The following is a 17537-nucleotide window of genomic DNA, read 5'->3' on the forward strand; positions in this document are numbered from 1 at the left end:
TTCAACTCCTGCTCCTCACATGCTCCAGATCGTCCACCGTGTCGCAATCGAACCACGGCTCCCCGGCCAGGTGGAGCGGGACCGGGTCGAGCGGGCCGAGCAGGCCGTGCAGCGACCGCCCCCGGTAGCCGGCGAGCGCGCCGGCGAGCACCGCCGTACGCCAGGCTCCGGCCAGCCACTGCATCCGCCCGCCGTCGTCGACGAGCACCGCACCCGCCGCACCGGACCCGCCCGCCCCGCCCGCGCTACCGGACCCGCCCGCGTCAGCCGGCCCGCCTCCGGCTCCCGCCGCGCCGAGCAGGGCCGCGACGTGCCCGGCGGTCAGGAGCGGCAGATCCGCGGCGAGCAGCACCGTCCACGGCGCCGTCACCTCGGCCAGTCCGGCCCGCAGGGCGGGGACCGGACCGCCTCCCGGCGGGTCCTCCCGGACGAAGAGCGCACGGTCCGGCCCGGTCCTCGGGGGGCCCACCACGATGAGCCGACCGGCCTCCCGCACGGCCTCCGCGACCCGCTCGATCATCGGCACACCGCCGACCGCCATGCCTGGCTTGTCCCGCCCGCCGAGCCGGGAGGCCCGCCCGCCGGCGAGGATCAGCGCGTCGTAGCCGCTCATGCATCCGAGGCTAGCCGCAGGGCGGGCCGCACCCCGCACCGGACGGACCCTAGCGCTGCAGATGGGATACCGCGTCCAGGGCCAGCATGACTCCGACGATGCCCATCGCCCAGCCGACCGCCGACGCGGAGTTCTTGAGCAGCCATGCGCGCAACCTTTCGAGCCTGCTCTCCAGCCGCCCGCCCGCGACGGCGCGGACGCCCATGAGGGCCAGCGCGGGAAGGACCATGACCGCGACGTAGGCGGCGAGCACGGGAAGCCACAGCGCGGAGGGCAGACCGGCCTTGGTGAGGAGGCCGATGGCGGCGAGGTAGGGGACCATGGTGGCGACCTCCACCACCCCGGCGGTGAGCGCGAGCAGCAGCATGGCTCCGCGGCCGCCGGGCCGCGGCTCCCACAGCGGCTTGTAGTCGCGCTTCTTGGAGTCGAACCGCCAGCTCAGCGCGGAGAGACCCACGCCGGCGGCCAGCTGGACCCAGGAGGCGGTGCGGCTGTGGAGGGCGTCGTGGAAGGTGGTCAGCAGGGCGTCGAGGCCGAGCATGAGGCCGACGCCGACCAGGAAGTAGAAGCCGGCGATCGCGGCGAGGTAGACCAGCAGGCGGCCGGTGGTGCCGCGTCCGCCGGTGAGGAGGAGGACGAGCGGCACTCCCAGGGTGCCGAAGCTGGTGCTGTCGACGAGGGCGAGGGCCGCCAGCCCGAGGAGCAGTCCGACAGACATGCTCCGATCATGCGGTACCCCGGGCGGCGGACGCCTCCTTCCCAGGGCCCGACCTGCCGTACGCCTTTGTGTGTAGTACGGCAGGCGGTCCCCCGGCGTGACCGCGATCCGTGGAACGGCCTCTAGCCGCCGATGGCGGACATCGGGCGGGACGGCTGCAGGAACGACGGATCGTCGATGCCGTGCCCGGCCTTCTTGGTCCGGACGGCGGCCGTCCAGCGCTCGGCGAGCTCGTCGTCGGAGGCGCCCGCGCGCATCGCCCCCCGCAGGTCGGACTCGTCGGTCGCGAACAGGCAGTTGCGGATCTGGCCGTCGGCGGTGAGCCGTACCCGGTCGCAGGCGCCGCAGAACGGCCGGGTGACCGAGCCGATCACGCCGACCCTGGCCGGGCCGCCGTCGACGAGGAACAGCTCGGCGGGGGCACTGCCGCGCTCGGCCGGGTCGGCGTCTGTGAGGTCGAAGGCGTCCTTCAGCGTCACGAGGATCTCGTCGGCCGTGATCATGTTCTCCCGGCGCCAGCCGTGCTGGGCGTCCAGTGGCATCTGCTCGATGAAGCGCAGCTCGTATCCCCGCTCCAGGCAGTAGCCGAGCAGCCCGACGGCCTCGTGGTCGTTGATCCCGCGCATCAGCACCGAGTTGACCTTGACCGGCCGGAGTCCGGCGGCGTCGGCGGCGGCCAGGCCGTCCAGGACGTCGGCCAGCCGGTCGCGGTGGGCGAGCTTCTTGAACGTCTCACGGTCGAGGGTGTCGAGCGAGACGTTGACCCGGTGCAGACCCGCCTCGGCGAGCGGGGCGGCCAGCCGGGCCAGTCCGATGCCGTTGGTGGTCAGCGAGACCTGGGGCGCTGGGGCGAGGGCGACGGTGCGGGCCACGATCTCGACCAGCTCGCGGCGGAGCAGCGGCTCACCGCCGGTGTAGCGGACCTCGGTGATGCCCAGCCGCTCCACCCCGATGCCCACCAGCCTGACGATCTCCTCGGCGGTCAGCAGCTCCGGCTTGGGCAGCCAGTCGAGCCCCTCGGGCGGCATGCAGTACGAACAGCGCAGGTTGCACCGGTCCGTAAGGGAGACCCGGAGATCGGTCGCCACCCGCCCGAACGAGTCCTGCAACACGAGGCGTCCCCTCCATCCATCGGACCTGACAGGGGGCCAGCCTAAGGCCGTCTCCCGGTCTCGCCCAAACATACGTTCCATCCGCTGACAACAGCTCAGCCCGGTGGATGATTCCTCGTCCGATCCTCCAGCCCGGCCGCCCGCGCGCCGCGGGCGGCGGTCACACGGTGAGCCACTCGGTGGTGATCACGGCTCCGCCGGCCCGGCAGTGCAGGCTGAACGGGCCGGCGGCCACCCGGTCGCAGACGAAGCGGCCCGCGGCGTCGGCCGTGAGCGCCGCCGCCGGCGACCGGCCTCCCAGCAGCTCGATCTCCGCGGGCTGGGGTGGGAGCAGCTGGCCCACGAGGCGCCCGGCCGTGATCTCCAGGTCGAGCGTGAGCCCGTTTCCCCGGAAGGTGAGCAGCCGCGGCCGGTCCGTCCCGCGGACGGGCGCCGACTGGGTCAGGGAGTCGAAGACCAGTTCGGCCAGCTCGGCCTCGATCGAGGCCAGCGCGTACGCCTCGACCGCCGCCTGGAGCAGGTGCGCGGGCACCGGGTCGATGATCCCGGCGGCATGGCGGAGCACGTCCTCGATCGCGTCGTCCCCGGCCCGGCCCCCGCCGGGCGTCTCCCCGCCGTTCACCGCACGCCCCTTTCGGCCAGACGGGCACGGAGCCGCCGCAGGCAGCGCTGCCGGATCGGGCCGATGCTCCCGACGGCGATGCCCAGCGCCGCCGACACCTCCCGGTAACTGGGCGGCGGCGAGGCCATCAGCACGCGCAGCAGCCGCCTGCAGTTCTCTCCGAGCTCCTGGAACGCCGCCCAGACCTGCCGGATCCGCTCCGCCTCGGCCTCCGCCTCCTCCGAGTCGATCACCGCCTGCTCCGGCGTCCGGCCGTCACCGGCCCGGTCGAGGATCTCCGGGTCGTCGGTGGGCGAGAGACGGCGCGCCGATCGGATCACCTTCAGGCACTCGTGCCGGGCCGTGCTGGCCAGCCAGGACCCCACGCCGTCGGGCTCGCGGATGCGCCGCAGGTGCTGCGCCAGCCGGAACCAGGTGGTCTGGTAGACCTCGTGCCCGTCGGCCTCGGCCAGGCCGTGCGCGCGGACGACGGACCAGACCAGCGGGCTCAGGCCTTCCACCAGCGCTTTCCAGGCCGCCGCGTCTCCGTCGGCGGCCGCCTGGAAGAGCCTGCCGACCGAGTCGCGGTCCACGGCGCCACCCTTCGTGTCCGGGAGGTCATAGTACGTCACGGAAGCGGCGCGCAGGAGGGTCAGGAACGAGGCAGCCTCACCACCGGAGTCGGGTGCCAGGTGGGCGGCCGGAGGGCGGGCACGCAGGCTCCGCGGACCTCGGCGCGCCCCGTGTCGGCCGCGAGGAGCTCCCTCGCGGCGGCCCGGGGGCCGGTCTCCTTGTTCGCCGTCATGTAGTCCGCGATCATGGCGACCACCAGAGGGGTGGCGAAAGAGGTGCCGCTCCACTGCGCCAGGCCGTCGAACAGGGCCGTCTCCACCCTGGCCGGCGTAGGGAGGCGCTCCTCGCTGAGCTCGCCGACGTGCTCGGGGTACCGGCAGGTGCAGGCGTAGGAGAAGCCGTACCGGCACCGGTCGAAGGTCGAGTGCTGGTAGGTGTAGGGCACGGGGTCCCGCGTCCCGGTGAAGGAGCCGGTCAGGCGCTCCCCGGGCGCGTACACCGTGACCCACGGCCCGTGGTTGCTGAAGCAGGCCCCGGCCTCTCCGTCGCTCCGCAGCGCTCCCACCGACACCACCGCGTCCTCGTACCCCGGCAGCGCGGCATAGGCGGCCGGCCAGAACGGCGAGGCGCTCGCGTTGTTCCCCGCGGCGGCCACCAGCAGCGTCCGCGGCTGCGCGCGCAGGGCCTCCATGAACGGCTCCAGCCCCTTGAGGGTGCGGTGGCATCCGTTCGGCGTCCCGGCGGAGAGGCTGATGATGTCGGGCCACCCCTGCTCCACCGCTTCGAACAGCTTCTCCCCGAGCTCGTGCTCGCGGATGGCGCCGGCGTCGTGGAGCGTGTTCCGGACGGTGATCCTCGCGCTGGGCGCCACCGCGGCGACCAGCCCGGCGATGAACGTGCCGTGGCCGACGTACTGCTTGAGGACGCCTCCCGGGCCGGTCTCCGCCTGCCTCAGGTCGCCGGTGGCGTGCTCCTCCCACCAGTGGGCCCGGTAGTCGTGCACGAGGCCGGTGTCGACCACCAGGACGGACACCGCGCCGTCCGCGGGCAGGGCGCCCCGGGCCACCGCGGGATTGGGAGGCAGCGCGGGCGGCACCGGCACCGGCTCGTCGCCCGGGCAGCAGTTCACGGCGATCGACACCACGTGGTTGCGGCTCACCAGCCGGCGGCCCGCCCGGTCCTCCAGCCGGCGCAGGGCCCGCAGGGCGTCCGACACGTTCCGGTCGCTCCACCGGTCGCCCGCGGACGGATCCCCGACCTGGATCCGGGAGACGCCGCCCGGATTGTCCTCGGGCCCGACCCGGCGCACCGCCTCCTCCCTGCCGGGCGTCTCCCGGAACCTGTCGGTGACGGCGTCGACGACGAGACGGGCGTCCTGCCCGTCGAGGGCCAGGACATGGCCCTTCTCGTAGAGGAAGTCGGGGGCGTCGTCCGGACCGGCGGCGAGGGGGATGTCGGGCATCGCCTGCTGGATCTGGTCGAACTGTTCCCGGAATCTGTCGGGCGCCATGGCGTGGTCCTCCAGGGGAGCGGATCGGTCGTCAGTCAGAGTCCCGCGGTCCCTGGCTGATACACCTCCCCACCTCTAACATCGATCCGTGACCCGGGGAAGCCCGCCGATCCTCGACCTGCTCCCCCTCGTCTTCGCCCGCCCGCGGGAGGCGGTGTCGAGGGCGCGGGCCGTGCTGGAGGGCGGGCCCACGGCCCACGACGCCTCGGTCGCCCACCAGGTCCTGGGAATCTGGGAACGGGACTTCGGCGATCTGCACGCCGCGCTCGGCCACCTGCGGCGCGCCCGCGACCTGGCGGCCCGCTCCGGCTCCTCCGACCGGGAGGCCGACGTGCTCGCGACCCTCGGCGCGGCCCTCGTGCACGCGGGGAGGACGCGGCGCGGGCTGGAGACGCTGGAGCGGGCGGTCGAGCGGGGCACCGGTGCCACGCTCGCCCGGGTGCTGTTCCGGCGCGGCTACGTCTGGTGGGTCCTCGGGCGCCACCGGGAGGCGCTGCGGGACCTGAGGCGGGCCACGCCCGTGCTGCGCCAGGCCGGCGACGTGGTCTGGACGGCCCGCGCGCTCACCCTCCGCGCCACGGTCCACCTGGCGATGGGCTCGGTCGAGCGGGCCGCGGCCGACTTCGACGGCGCGGAGCGCCTGTGGGCCACCACCGGCCAGGAGCACGACAAGGCCGACGCCGTCGAGAGCCGGGGGCTGGCGGCCTTCCGCTCCGGGGACGTCCCGACGGCGCTGCGCCTGCTCGACGAGGCCTCCCGGCGCTACACGGCGCTCGGCACGCCGATGTTCATGCTGAGCATCCGCCGCTGCGAGGTCCTCATGGCGGCGGGGCTCGCGCGTGAGGCCCTCGACGAGGCCGACGCCGCGACGGCCGCCCTGGACGGCATCGGCGGGCAGACCACACGCAGGGCCGAGCTCCTGCTCACCGCCGCGCGCGCGGCGACCGCCGCGGGAGACGCGGAGGCGGCGGTCGCGCGGGCGGCGGCGGCCGTCCGCCTGTTCGCCAGCCAGCGCCGCCCGTGGTGGGAGGCCCACGCCCGTCTGGTGCTCGCCGAGGCCCGTGCCGCCGGCGGGCGGCTCTCGGGACGGCTGATGGGGGACGCCGCCGCGGTGGCGGCGCGGCTGTCGGAGCTGGGCTCCCCGAGCGCCGTGGAGGCCTCACTGCTCGCCGGCCGTACGGCTCTCGCCCTGGGATGGGCGGCCGACGCCGAGCGCCACCTGGCCGCCGCCGCGCGCGGGCGGTTCAGGGGGCCGGCGTTCGCCCGGGCCGGCGGGTGGGCGGCGCAGGCGCTCCGGGCCGAGGCCGCGGGATCCGGCAGGGGCGTGCTGGACGCCTGCCGGCGCGGCCTGGACCTGCTCGACGAGCACCGGATGACGCTGGGCGCCTCCGAACTGCGGGCCCGGGCGACCGCGCAGGGGGCGGAGCTGGCGGCGCTGGCCCAGCGGGCGAGCCTGCGGTCGGGCTCCCCGCGGCGGCTGCTGGTCTGGAGCGAGCGGTGGCGGGCCACCGTACTGGCCGTTCCCCCCGTCCGCCCTCCCGCGGACCCCGCGCTGCTGCGGGACATCACCGCCTTCCGGGAGATAACCGGCCGGGCGGAGGCCGCACGGTCGGCGGGTGCGCCGGTCCCCGCGCTGGAGCGCGAGCGGCGCCGCCTCGAAAGGGAGATCCGCGCCACGACCCTCCACATGCGCGGCGCGGGAGAGGGCGGCGGGCGCCGGCTCGACGTGCGGCGGCTGCTCGACCGGCTCGGGGACGGCCGGCTGGTCGAGCTCGTCGCGGTCGACGGCGAGCTGCACGTCCTGCTCTGCGGCCGCGGACGGGTGCGCAGGTTCCCGGCGGGACGGCTCGCCGACGCGATGGCCGAGGCCGACCACGTACGCGCCGGGCTCCGGCGGCTCGCCCACCCGGGAGCCGCCGACCGGCTCGCCGCCCTCGAAGCCGGTGGCCGCCGGCTCGAGGAGATCCTGCTCGGCTCCGCCGTGCGGCACCTCGGGACGGGGCCGCTCGTGATGGTCCCGCCCGGCAGGCTGCACGGCGTGCCGTGGGCGCTCCTGCCCGCGCTGCGGGAGCGCGCGCTCAGCGTGTCCCCGTCCGCGGGCGGCTGGCTCCGCGCCCGCGAGACCGAACCGCCCCCGGCGGGCCCGCCGGTGCTCGTCCGCGGTCCCGGGCTGGCGACGGGCGGCGCGGAGGTGCCCCTGCTGGCGGGCCGGTACGGCGAGGCGACCGTGCTGGAGGACGGCACGGCGTCGGTGCCCGCCGTACTCCGGGCGATCGACGGCTGCCTGCTCGCCCACGTCGCCGCGCACGGCGACTTCCGCGCCGACAACCCGATGTTCTCCTCGCTCCGCATGGACGACGGGCCGCTCATCGTGCACGACTTCGAGCGCATGCACCGGAGCCCGTACCGGATCGTCCTGTCGAGCTGCGATTCCGGCCGGCTGGCCCCGGTCGGGGCGGAGGAGCTGCTCGGCCTCGCCACGGCGCTGCTGCCGCTGGGCACCGCGGGGATCGTGGCGAGCTGCGTCCCCGTCAACGACGAGGCCGTGGTGCCGCTGATGCTGGCCCTGCACGAGGGGATGCGGACCGGGCGGACGATGGCCGAGGCCCTTCTCGAGGCGCGGCGGGCGCTGCCGCGGGACGCCGTCCACCAGGCGACCGGGTGGGCCTTCTCCGCGATCGGCGCGGCCTAGCGCTGTCCTGCCGGGTCGGCCCGTCACTACCGTTCGGGCGGGCCGGTGGTGTTCCGGTATCCGCAGGGTGCCGATCCCGGCGCCCCGGGGTCAATCAACCGTGATGACGAGCTTTCCGGGCGCGTTGCCCGCCGCCAGGTCGCCCACCGCGGTGGAGGCCTCCGCCAGGCAGTACGTGCGCCCGACGGCCGGTCGCACGGCCCCGGCCTCGATGAGGTCGCGCAGCACGTTCAGGTCGGCGGTGCGGGTCAGCGCGATCAGCGCGTCCAGGCGCTGGCGCGTGAACGGGGTGATCAGCCGGACGGCCAGCATCCGGCCGAGCCCGCCGAACCACCGGCCGCCGCCCTCGCCGCCGACGATGACGAGCCGGCCGCGCTCGGCGAGCAGCCCGCGCAGCAGGGCCAGCGGCCGGATGCCCGCGATGTCGATGATCACATCATACGTCCCGGTGAGCGGCTCGCGCGTGTAGTCGATGACGGCCTGGGCGCCCAGCGACCGGACGAGGCCGGCCTTGGCCGTGCTGCACACGGCGGTGACGCGGGCGCCGCCGGCGACGGCGAGCTGCGTCGCGAAGCTGCCCACTCCGCCGCCGGCGCCGATGACCAGCACCTTCTCGCCGGCGGTGATCCGGCCGACGGCCCGCAGCGCGGTCACCCCTGACACGGGTACGGCCGCCGCTTCGGTGAAGCTCAGGTTGGCGGGCTTGCGGGCGAGCCTGCCCGGGCGGGCGAGCGCGAACTGCGCGTACGCGCCGGTCGCCGCGCCGTACACCTCGTCGCCGGGGCGGAGCGCGGTCACGTTGGCGCCGACGGACTCCACGACGCCGGCCGCGTCCATGCCCGGCACGCGGTTACGGGGCCGGCGCAGGCCGAGGCCGAGGCGGCCGACGAGCGGCAGCCCGGTCATGACGTGCCATACGCCGTAGTCGACGCCGGCCGCGTGCACCCGGATCAGCACATCGCCGGCGCCGGGCACCGGGATCGGGACCTCGCCGAGGCTCATCGTGTGCGGCGGGCCGTACTCGTCCTGGACGATCGCCTTCATGAGGGGTCTCCTTCGGTGTCGGGGTACCCGGCTTCACCATGTCCGGAATCGCGGCAGGCCGTGATCCCGGCAGACGAGCCGAGCGCCGAGGACGGCGCGAACGCCGGGTGGACGGTGTCGACGGTCCGGAAGCGGCGTAATGCGGCGAAGGCCGCGCCCGCTCCTCATGTAAAACAAAGCTGACATCGACCAATGTAAAGCAGGATAGACACAACGTCAAAATTTATTTACATGCACGGGCGGCCGCGCCGTGGCGCCCGGCGCAGGAGGTCGTCGGGCGGTCGCGCTCTCCCACGCGGAGAAAGCCGTCGCCGCCCACCCCGGGTCGTTTCATGCGGGCGCTTCAGACGGCAGGGCATACGCACCGGCCCATGGAACGCATCCGAGGCGGAAACGCCCTGGACGCCGAAGACCCGGCGCGTTGCCGCACAGGCGATCGCCTATGCAGCAGGTGCGGGCCGTACGGCACCGGGCCGTGCCCTTCCGGCCGAGCCCGCGGCCCCGGACCTCCTCCACCGGGACGCCCGGGCGCACGCCGAAGGAGTGGAGAGCGGCCCCGCCGTATCACTGGACGCCGAGGCGGCCCGCCCGCCGACCGCGCGGATCCGCTCCTCCATCGCTGCCGCACAGAAGGCCGGCAGCAGGTTCCGGGCGGCGACGCCACGGATCCAGCGGTCCCGGGAGACTCGATCGCTCACCTGGTCAGGGCTGTGCGATGCGCTCGAGCCATCGCTGCAGGAGAGCGGTTTCGACCGGTTCGAGGGCCTCGATACCGCCGAGCTGGAGTTGTGCGCGGAGGCGCAGGGCGGCGGTCCGCAGAGGGTCGGCGTCCTGCCGGGCGGACGTCTCGGTGAGCACGTGCGAGAACACGGCGTCGCGCATGCGGCGGGACGGCGCGGGGTCCTCGAACAGGGCCGGTCTGGCGATGTGGTCCAGGGCGGTCCCGATGTTCGCTGACAAGATCAGCTGGGCGGCGGCCCGCGGCTCGAGCTTCAGCGCGCCCGCCGCGGCGCACCGTGTGAGCGCCGCCACCAGCAGGTCCGTCACGCGATCTCGCGCCGTCGAGTGCGACCACGGCCGCGGAGTGAACATCAGCTGGTAGAGGGCCGGGTTCGCCTGCGCGAACGCCATGTGGCCGTCCCAGCCGGCGTGCAGGTCGGCGACCGGGTCGCCGGTCCGCTCCTGGGCGGCCTTGAGCGCGGCGTACCGCTCGTACCCGTGGTCGGCGACGGCGTCGAGCAGCCCGCGCTTGTCACCGAACAACCGGTAGAGCACGGGCTGGCTCACGCCGACCGCCTCGCAGACCGCGCGTGTCGCGATCTCGTGGTCCGAGGACGACGCCAGTTGCCGCTCCGCGGCCTCGATCATCGCCGCTCGGAGCGGGTCCGTCTCTGCCATGCGATCAATGATACCGCCAGAGGCTAGCGATGGTACGAAGCTGTGCTACCGTCGTGACGTAACATCGATACGGACAATCCGTATCGGCGATAAGGCCAAGGGGTTTTCCATGAGTGATCAGCGTGTGGCCGTCGTCAGCGGCGGCTCCCGCGGGATAGGCAAGGCGATCGCGGTGGCGCTGGCGGCGCGCGGCCGTGCGGTCGTGGTGGGGTTCCAGGGGGCGGCCTCCGCCGCGGCGCAGGTGGTCGAGGAGATCACGGCGTCCGGTGGCCGGGCGGTCCCGGTCCAGGCCGACGTGGCCGACGAGGGCGCCGTCGCGGCGATGTTCGACGCGGCGGAGGAGTCCTTCGGCGGGGTCGACGTGGTCGTCAACTCGGCGGGGCGGATGTCGCTGTCCCCGATCGCCGACCTCGACCTGGACGAGCTGGACGCCCTGCACCGCACCAACATCCGCGGCGCGTTCGTGATGGCCCGGGAAGCCGCGCGCCGCGTGCGAGCCGGAGGCGCGATCGTCAACCTGTCCACCTCCGTGGTCGGTCTGCAGTTCCCCGCCTACGGGGCGTACGCCGCGAGCAAGGGCGCCGTCGAGGCGATGACGCTGGTGCTCGCCCGGGAGCTGCGCGGACGGAACATCACGGTCAACGCCGTCGCGCCCGGCCCGACCGCCACCGAACTGTTCCTGGACGGCAAGGACGAGGCGACGATCCGGCGGCTCGCCGAGCAGCCGCCGCTGGAGCGGCTCGGCACCCCCGAGGACATCGCCGAGGTCGTCTGCTTCCTGGCGAGCCCGGCCGGGCACTGGATCAACGGGCAGGTCGTGCGCGCGAACGGCGGGATCATCTGATGGCCGCCGTGAGACAGGCCATCGCCGTCACCGGGGCCTCCAGCGGCTCCGGCCGGCCGACGGCTGCGGCCCCGGCACGAGGCGGGCACGCCGTCGGCACCGTCCTGGACCGGCACGTCCTGGACCGGCACGTCCGCACCGACATCGCCCGCAACGCGGAGCACACGGCCCTGGGCTCCGCCGGGGCGTTCACGGCCGAGGACGTCGCCGCCGGCCACGACGTCAACGTCCTCGCACCCCACGGGCCGACCGCACCGTCCTCGACCGCCTCGCTCTGAACCACCACCACACGAAAGGTGATCATCATGCCGTTCGCCAACCTCAAGGTCCCCGCCGACACCCTGACCCCCGAGTCCAAGAAGAAGCTCATCGACGCCGTCACCGACGCCTACGCCGCCGTGTACGGCGAGCGCGCCAGGGCGACCACCCTGGTCCTCCTCGAGGAGGTCCCCGATGGCGGCTGGGGCCTCGGTGGCGGCATCCTCACCGCCGAGATGCTCGGCCGTAGCTGACCCGCCCCAAGGGCCGGGCCACTCTCACGGCCCGGCCCCGCACATCGAGATGCAGGTACGGCGGACCCGGCAGGGTGGCCGGCGCCGTCAGGCACCGGGCCCGGAGGCCACCAGCGCAGAGTGCCCGGACACGGAAGTTCCGCGAACACCATGGATCACGCGCGGTGAGACGATGAACACACGATGACGGCTCCGACCACGACGGCCGAGTGGCGATCCTTCTGCCTGGACCGCGGCCTGCGCTACGACGAGACGATCGCCCGAGGCCTGGACTTCACCGTGCTGCGCATGCACGGCCCGGACGGCGAACCGCTGGCGGTGCGCGTGCCGCACGGCCGCTTCTCTCGCGACGTCAACGACCCGCACGTCGATCAGGGCGCGGCCGAGCTCGCCGCCGGGCCCGCGTTCGCGCTCTACCGGCTGGATGCGGCCGTGATGCTGGCGCTGGTTTTCACATCAGAGGCACCGCATCCGGTCCTTGGCGCGCGGTGGACCGCACGGGCAGCCGCCCTCGCCGCGGAGATCTCCGGCTGAGAACGCGGCGTGGCCGCGTACGGCTCACCGGGCTGTTGCCCATCAGGAGGGGAGCGGCCGTGGACCGCGCGCAATCCAGCGGGCGGCCTCGTGATTGCAGATCACGGACAGAGGCTTTACATCGTAGATTCATCGGGTGAGCGGTACCGGTCGGCATCTGGCCGGAACCGCCCTCGGGGCGCTCGCCCGTCCCTCCGGAGGGGAGGATCACACGCGCGTGGTGATCCCGGATCGGGTCATGATCCCCAAGGAGGGGCCCGAGCGCGTCCCTGAGCGTCTGGGAGCCCGTACTCGGCCCCACCCCCGACTGGGGTGAGACGCTCTCAGACGCTCTTGGGAGTTCCGTTAACCGCATCCGTTGCGCGGGGCGCGTCCTGCTCAGGCGGACTTTCCCGTGCCTTCTGAGGAATAACCCCGCAGTTCCCTGGCCCTCCATGCGGCGGCATGGCCGTGCACGGCGGCTTTGCGTGATCCTCCGGTTCTGTCAGGGGGCGATCGCTTCCCTTGGGACGCATACGGGCCGGGTCCGGGACTGGTAGGAGACGGCGGCGATGGCCAGCGCCCAGCCGTATCCGCCGAACGCCAGCGATGCCGCTCCGCCGATGCCGAACAGGCCGTCGCCCAGGATGCCCGCGCCGGCGAGGACCCCGCTTCCGGTGCCGTACAGGGCGAGGGTCGGGGCGAGCAGCCAGACCGGTGCCAGCGGCAGGAACCGGGGCACCCGCCGACCCGCCAGCCACAGCGTCCAGCGGGGGAAGACCATGCCCCACGGCCGGACGAGTCCCAGCAGCAGGAACACGGCGAGTCCGACGCCGCAGACTCCCGCCAGCACCATGGACCAGGTCGGCCGGAATCCGCCGGGCTCGATTCCGGGGACACCGGCCGCGCCGAGGGCGTGCAGGGTGAGGTAGGGAAGGAACGCGCAGCAGCCGGCGTAGGCGATCCGCCGCACCGCGGGGGGCGCCGCGTGCGGCACGGGATGCCGCCGGCCCGCCACCTGTGGTGAATGGGCCCGGCCGCACCGGGGACAGACCCCGGCGCTGCGGCGGGCATGCGCCAGCGCGGTGGCCACGAACAGGGCTCCCACGACGGCCAGGCACAACCGCTCGGCGAAGGTCACCCAGTCGCTGTTGCCGTGGCGGTCGGTGACGGTGCCGGTCAGGACCAGCTGGATCAGGTTGAGCAGCACCCAGCAGCTGCCTGTCAGGGCCAGCGCCGCCACGCCCCACGCGCCGGCCGACACGGCACCGGGCGGCACTCGTACGCCCCAGGGGCGTACGGTGGCGGCTGCGACCACGGACCCGGTGAGCAGCACCGCCGCGCCCGGCCACGTGACGTCGGGCAGGCCGAGGTCCGTGACGCCGAGGAACGAGCGGTACCCCGTGAGCGCGGCCACCAGCAGCACGCAGCCGTACACGGCGGCCGCCCCGCTCGCGGTGCTCCCCGGCCACGACCCCCACCGCCGCCACCATCTGATCGACGGCGCGGCCGTGTGGTCGTCGGGACGGCTCCTCATGCGGACCTCCGCGGGCTGGAGAGGAAGACCTTGAAAGTCTGCTCCCCCGGCCCTTTGATTTCGCTGAGGGACGCTGAGGACTCCCTCAGCCACGCCGGGTGCCGCATGCAGCGGCCGGCCGCCTGCTCGCCTTCCGAATGCCGCGGTCACTCCGGATCCACCACCGGCGCGGCTCCGCCCGTGCGCGGGTGCTCCCCGCAGGTCGGCCCTGCGGGGAGCCGCCACCGGTCAGTGCCTTCCGGCTCTGTTGAGCGCGTCCTCGGCCTGCGCGACCAGGGTGACGACGAGATCGGCTGCGCAGGGCCGATCGGTGATGAGGTCGACGGCCTCACCGGCCCAGACCGGCAGCGGGGGTATGGCACCTCGTGCCAGATCGTCCTGGTAGTCCTGGCCGGCCCGGGGGTCCGCGGCGAGCTCGGCCTCGCGGCCGCGCCAGCGATCGAGGTAGGGGTGGCCGAGGGTGCGGGCGGTGTACTTCGATGACCATCGAGAGCCGCGGACGATGTCCAGCACGCTGCTGCGCTCGGTGTCCTGCCCGTGTCCTTCGACGATCGCCTTGGTGATCGCGGGATCGACCAGGGCCTCGGCGGTGGCCTGGAAGCGGGTGCCGAGCAGGGCGCCGGCAGCGCCCAGGGCCAGGGCCGCGGCGATGCCGCGGCCATCGGCGATCCCCCCGGCCGCCAGCACCGGCACCGGCGCGGCCAGATCCACCACGACAGGGACGAACGGCAACGTGGAACGCCCGCGCCGGGCACCATGGCCACCGGCTTCGGTGCCCTGCGCCACGATGGCATCGGCGCCCAGATCCACAGCGCGCCGGGCCTCCTCCAGGTCGGTGACCTGAATGATCAGAAGCGCTCCCGCTTGACGGATGGAGTCGATGAACGGGCCGGGATCGCCGAAGGACAACATGACCGCCCGGGGACCGTATGCCAGCGCACGCTCTACCGCACCGACGTCGACCGCCCAGCTCAGGAACCCGATGCCCCACGGCTGGCCGGTGCCCGCGGCCACGATCGACGCCTCGCGATCCAGCCATTCGCGTTCCCCGTTCCCGGAGCCCAGCATTCCGAGCCCTCCGCCGCGGGAGACGGCCGCCGCCAGCGCGCCGCCGGCCGACCCGCCCATCGGCGCCAGCATGATCGGATGCCGCACCCCGAACAGCTCCGTGAATCGCGTCGACAACGCCATGGCCGCACCTTCGCTTCTGTATCGACGGGGCCTTCATCGACAGCAGGTTCTCCTGGTCTTCCTGTGAGCAGGCTGAGAGAGGTTCATAGATGTCCCAAGGACGAGATGACCGGCGGCCCTTTCCGGGGACGGGCCGAGTGCCCGTCATGGATGCGGCCCTTCCCGCCGCAACCGGGCGGAACTCCGATCCGGTCGGCCCGGGGCCCTGAAGTGGGGAAGCGGTCGCGGGATCGGGTATCAGCCGTAGAGCGGTGCGATTTGATCACGCCGCATGGTCACTCTCGAGGCCTACTTCCACGCCATCGCACAGGCCGCGGGGGGCGTCTCCTCCCCGGCGGGTGCCCCGCCCCCTCCTCGCCGCCCTGCCGTACTTGCGCGCCCTGATGGTCACCGCCCACGTCCGCCTTCCAACCGGCGCGCCACCGACGAGCCGGGCTGGACGCCCCGCTACGCCTCCTGCCGCGACGGCCTTAGCTTGCCTGCGCCCCGTCTTGGCCGTTCCCCTCGCCTGCGGCGCTTTCCTGGCGGGCCAGGACGGTGCGGCCGTCCGGGCCGGTCACCGTACGCCAGCCTGGCGGCCACACATGATCCTGGTGGTGGGCGATCGGGGTCCATTCGGCCTTGTTCATCCTGGATCCGGTGAACCCGGTGACGGCCGCCCCGTCGAAGGAGGTGTCCCCGGTGAAGGCCGCCTCGTCGAACCGGGCGAACTCGGTGAAGACCGCCTCGTCGAACCGGGCGTTCCCGTGAAAGGTCGCCGTGTTGAACATAGCGTGGTCGGCGAAGGCCGCCTCGCTGAACTGGGTGTCGCCGGTGAAGGTCACCGCGTGGAATATGGCCTGCCCGGTGAAGGTCGCCCCGTCGAAGTCGGCGTCCTCGGTGAAGGCCGCCCTGCTGAACCATGCGTCCTCGGTGAAGGTCGCCCCGTAGAAGGAGGTGTCCCCGGTGAAGGCCGCTCCGTCGAACGTGGCCGGGCCGGTGAAGACCGCCCGGTCGAAGGAGGTCTCCCCGATGAAGGTCGCCTCGCTGAATTGGGCCTCGGCGAGGTGCGTCTCGATGAGGTCGAGGTCGAGGAGGGTGGCGCTGGTCAGGTTGATGCGCATGCCGGGCCAGTGGCGGGAAGGGGCGGGGAGGTCGGCGCGCTGACCGGAGCGGCGTTCGTCGCGCAGGTGCTCGGCCAGGATGCTCTGGGCGGTGAGGCGGACCTGTTGTTCCCCTTCGGGGGCCGGGCCGGACTCGGAGGCGGTCTGCCAGGGTCCCGGCGTCGAGGGGGCCGGTTGCCGGGGGCCGGGGCTCCGGGGCGGGGTGTAGGGCATCCGCAGGTAGGCGCAGATGACGTTGACGATGGTCTGGCGGTGGCCGGGGTTGTCTTGGGCCAGGCGCTCCAGGGCGTACAGGCCGGCCAGGCGTACGGCAGGCTTGTCGTGGCCGAGCTGCTCGGCGGCTTTGGTGTACAGCTCGGTGACCCGGCGTTCGGTGGCGTCGTGGGTGGTGTGGGCGGTGGTGATCTCCTGGTGGCGTTGGCGGCGGAAGGCCAGGGCCAAGGTGATGGCGGCGCCGACACCGGCGCCGGCGGCCAGCGCGGTGCGCAGGGCCTCGCCGCGCACGCTGCCGGCCTGTCCCGGTGGGGCCGCGGGCAGGCCGCCGGTCAGCAGCCACCACATGGTCGCGGCCACCGTGCCGGCGACCAGCAGCACCGCGGGCAGGATCCACCAGGCGGCGGCGCGGGGGGTCGGCGGGGGGTCGGGCGGCAGGGCGGTGGGGCGGCGCGGCAACCAAGGCATGCGTTCATTTCATCCGGTCACCGGCGGGTCCGGCCAGGTGTTCACGGCCTTTCCGGTAACCGGATGACCTTGTGGCGCGCCAACGCGGACCGGGTACGGGGCGAGGTGTCCGATAGCGGACGAGGCCATGGAAACAGGTGGGAATCGGGCTGATAATCCACGCGTACGGCGATGCAGAACGCCCCGTCTCACCGCTCCCCCGAGGCACCGGGGCACGTCATGCCGGAAACGTCGAAAGGCAGAAGATGCGTTCGTCGAAACGTGCTGCGGCGGTGCTCTCCGCCGCGGCCCTGCTGCTCCTCCCCGCCCGGCCCGCGGAGGCCACCACGACCTTCACCTTCGGCAACCTGCACAGCGGCAAGTGCCTGGAGGTGGCGTACTCCAGCACCGCGGACCTCGCGAACGTCGACCAGTACACGTGCCACAGCGGGAACAACCAGAAGTGGTACATACAGCCGGTCGGCGGAGGATGGCAGACCCTGGTCAACGTCAACAGCGGGAAGTGCCTGGACGTGCTCGGCTGGAGCACCGCCGAGTTCGCGACCGTCACCCAGTACACCTGCCACGGCGGAGCCAACCAGAAGTGGCAGCTCGTCGAGATCCTGGTCGGCCCCGGGCAGCCGAACAACAGGATGATGCTGCGCAACCAGAACAGCGGCAAGTGCCTGGAGATCCTCAACTACAGCACCGCGGACTTCGGGGAGGCGGTGCAGTACAGCTGCTACCAGGGCGCCAACCAGGTGTGGGTGTCGCCGCAGTGGTTCTGGCCCACCTGATCATCTAGTACGGCGGCACCGCCGTCCGGGGCCGAGCGGATCCCGGACGACGGCGTCCGGGTGACGCCTGGGGGTGCGACCGGAAATGATCACTGGGTCGGGTAACGCACTTCAGGTTC

The 17537-nt window shown here is 73.5% G+C and carries 17 protein-coding genes; 6 read left to right on the forward strand and 11 right to left on the reverse strand.

Going from position 1 to position 17537, the window contains the following annotated elements:
• Position 1: 1 nt before the first annotated feature.
• From mobA to FHS22_RS37300, 6 genes are all read right to left on the reverse strand, one after another.
• Positions 2-613: a molybdenum cofactor guanylyltransferase gene (gene mobA, locus FHS22_RS12810; RefSeq protein ID WP_184941378.1), complete on the reverse strand. Its 612-nt coding sequence runs from the start codon at positions 611-613 to the stop codon at positions 2-4.
• A gap of 49 nt (positions 614-662) precedes the next feature.
• Positions 663-1331: a GAP family protein gene (locus tag FHS22_RS12815; protein WP_184941379.1), complete on the reverse strand. Its 669-nt coding sequence runs from the start codon at positions 1329-1331 to the stop codon at positions 663-665.
• Positions 1332-1453: 122 nt separating this feature from the next.
• Entirely contained in the window at positions 1454-2443 is a 990-nt protein-coding gene (moaA, locus tag FHS22_RS12820; RefSeq protein WP_184941381.1) for a GTP 3',8-cyclase MoaA, read from the reverse strand.
• A 160-nt stretch (positions 2444-2603) separates the two neighbouring features.
• A complete protein-coding gene (locus tag FHS22_RS12825) occupies positions 2604-3065 on the reverse strand; it encodes a hypothetical protein (RefSeq protein WP_184941383.1) in 462 nt (153 codons plus the stop codon).
• Complete coding sequence (locus tag FHS22_RS37295; protein WP_221473583.1) at positions 3062-3637, reverse strand: sigma-70 family RNA polymerase sigma factor; 576 nt, start codon at positions 3635-3637, stop codon at positions 3062-3064. Before FHS22_RS37295 ends, FHS22_RS12825 begins: the two co-directional genes overlap by 4 nt.
• Positions 3638-3696: 59 nt before the next feature.
• Positions 3697-5127, reverse strand: a complete 1431-nt coding sequence (locus FHS22_RS37300; protein WP_221473584.1) for a S8/S53 family peptidase — start codon at positions 5125-5127, stop codon at positions 3697-3699.
• Between the two features lie 88 nt (positions 5128-5215).
• On the opposite strand from FHS22_RS37300, the gene FHS22_RS39215 reads away from it, so the two are divergent.
• The gene (locus FHS22_RS39215) at positions 5216-7819 is read left to right on the forward strand and encodes a CHAT domain-containing protein (protein ID WP_184941384.1); all 2604 of its coding nucleotides are present in this window, start codon (positions 5216-5218) and stop codon (positions 7817-7819) included.
• 90 nt (positions 7820-7909) lie between these two features.
• On the opposite strand, the gene FHS22_RS12840 is transcribed toward FHS22_RS39215, so the two are convergent.
• Together FHS22_RS12840 and FHS22_RS12845 are read right to left on the reverse strand one after the other, a co-directional pair.
• The gene (locus tag FHS22_RS12840; RefSeq protein ID WP_184941386.1) at positions 7910-8863 is read right to left on the reverse strand and encodes an NAD(P)-dependent alcohol dehydrogenase; all 954 of its coding nucleotides are present in this window, start codon (positions 8861-8863) and stop codon (positions 7910-7912) included.
• Positions 8864-9565: 702 nt separating this feature from the next.
• Positions 9566-10261: a TetR/AcrR family transcriptional regulator gene (locus FHS22_RS12845; protein ID WP_184941387.1), complete on the reverse strand. Its 696-nt coding sequence runs from the start codon at positions 10259-10261 to the stop codon at positions 9566-9568.
• A gap of 109 nt (positions 10262-10370) precedes the next feature.
• Between FHS22_RS12845 and FHS22_RS12850 the strand changes: the two genes are divergently transcribed.
• From FHS22_RS12850 to FHS22_RS12865, 4 genes are all read left to right on the forward strand, one after another.
• Positions 10371-11105 carry an SDR family oxidoreductase gene (locus FHS22_RS12850; protein WP_184941389.1) on the forward strand — a complete coding sequence of 245 codons (735 nt, stop codon included), beginning with the start codon at positions 10371-10373 and terminating at the stop codon, positions 11103-11105.
• Positions 11105-11383, forward strand: a complete 279-nt coding sequence (locus FHS22_RS12855) for a hypothetical protein (RefSeq protein ID WP_184941391.1) — start codon at positions 11105-11107, stop codon at positions 11381-11383. Before FHS22_RS12850 ends, FHS22_RS12855 begins: the two co-directional genes overlap by 1 nt.
• Before the next feature lie 27 nt (positions 11384-11410).
• Complete coding sequence (locus tag FHS22_RS12860) at positions 11411-11617, forward strand: tautomerase family protein (protein WP_184941393.1); 207 nt, start codon at positions 11411-11413, stop codon at positions 11615-11617.
• Between the two features lie 183 nt (positions 11618-11800).
• Positions 11801-12151 carry a hypothetical protein gene (locus FHS22_RS12865; RefSeq protein WP_184941395.1) on the forward strand — a complete coding sequence of 117 codons (351 nt, stop codon included), beginning with the start codon at positions 11801-11803 and terminating at the stop codon, positions 12149-12151.
• A gap of 484 nt (positions 12152-12635) precedes the next feature.
• On the opposite strand, the gene FHS22_RS12870 is transcribed toward FHS22_RS12865, so the two are convergent.
• From FHS22_RS12870 to FHS22_RS38960, 3 genes are all read right to left on the reverse strand, one after another.
• Complete coding sequence (locus tag FHS22_RS12870) at positions 12636-13667, reverse strand: hypothetical protein (RefSeq protein WP_184941396.1); 1032 nt, start codon at positions 13665-13667, stop codon at positions 12636-12638.
• Between the two features lie 228 nt (positions 13668-13895).
• Positions 13896-14858: an NAD(P)H-dependent flavin oxidoreductase gene (locus tag FHS22_RS12875; RefSeq protein ID WP_184941398.1), complete on the reverse strand. Its 963-nt coding sequence runs from the start codon at positions 14856-14858 to the stop codon at positions 13896-13898.
• A gap of 470 nt (positions 14859-15328) precedes the next feature.
• The gene (locus FHS22_RS38960; protein ID WP_184941399.1) at positions 15329-16642 is read right to left on the reverse strand and encodes a pentapeptide repeat-containing protein; all 1314 of its coding nucleotides are present in this window, start codon (positions 16640-16642) and stop codon (positions 15329-15331) included.
• Positions 16643-16887: 245 nt separating this feature from the next.
• Here FHS22_RS38960 and FHS22_RS12885 point away from each other — a divergent pair, with 245 nt between their 5' ends.
• A complete protein-coding gene (locus FHS22_RS12885) occupies positions 16888-17418 on the forward strand; it encodes an RICIN domain-containing protein (protein ID WP_184941401.1) in 531 nt (176 codons plus the stop codon).
• The last annotated feature ends 119 nt before the right edge of the window (positions 17419-17537 follow it).

Origin of the sequence: Thiemannella venezuelensis, from assembly GCF_014203605.1 — a bacterium.
Taxonomy (GTDB): domain Bacteria; phylum Actinomycetota; class Actinomycetes; order Streptosporangiales; family Streptosporangiaceae; genus Planomonospora_A; species Planomonospora_A venezuelensis.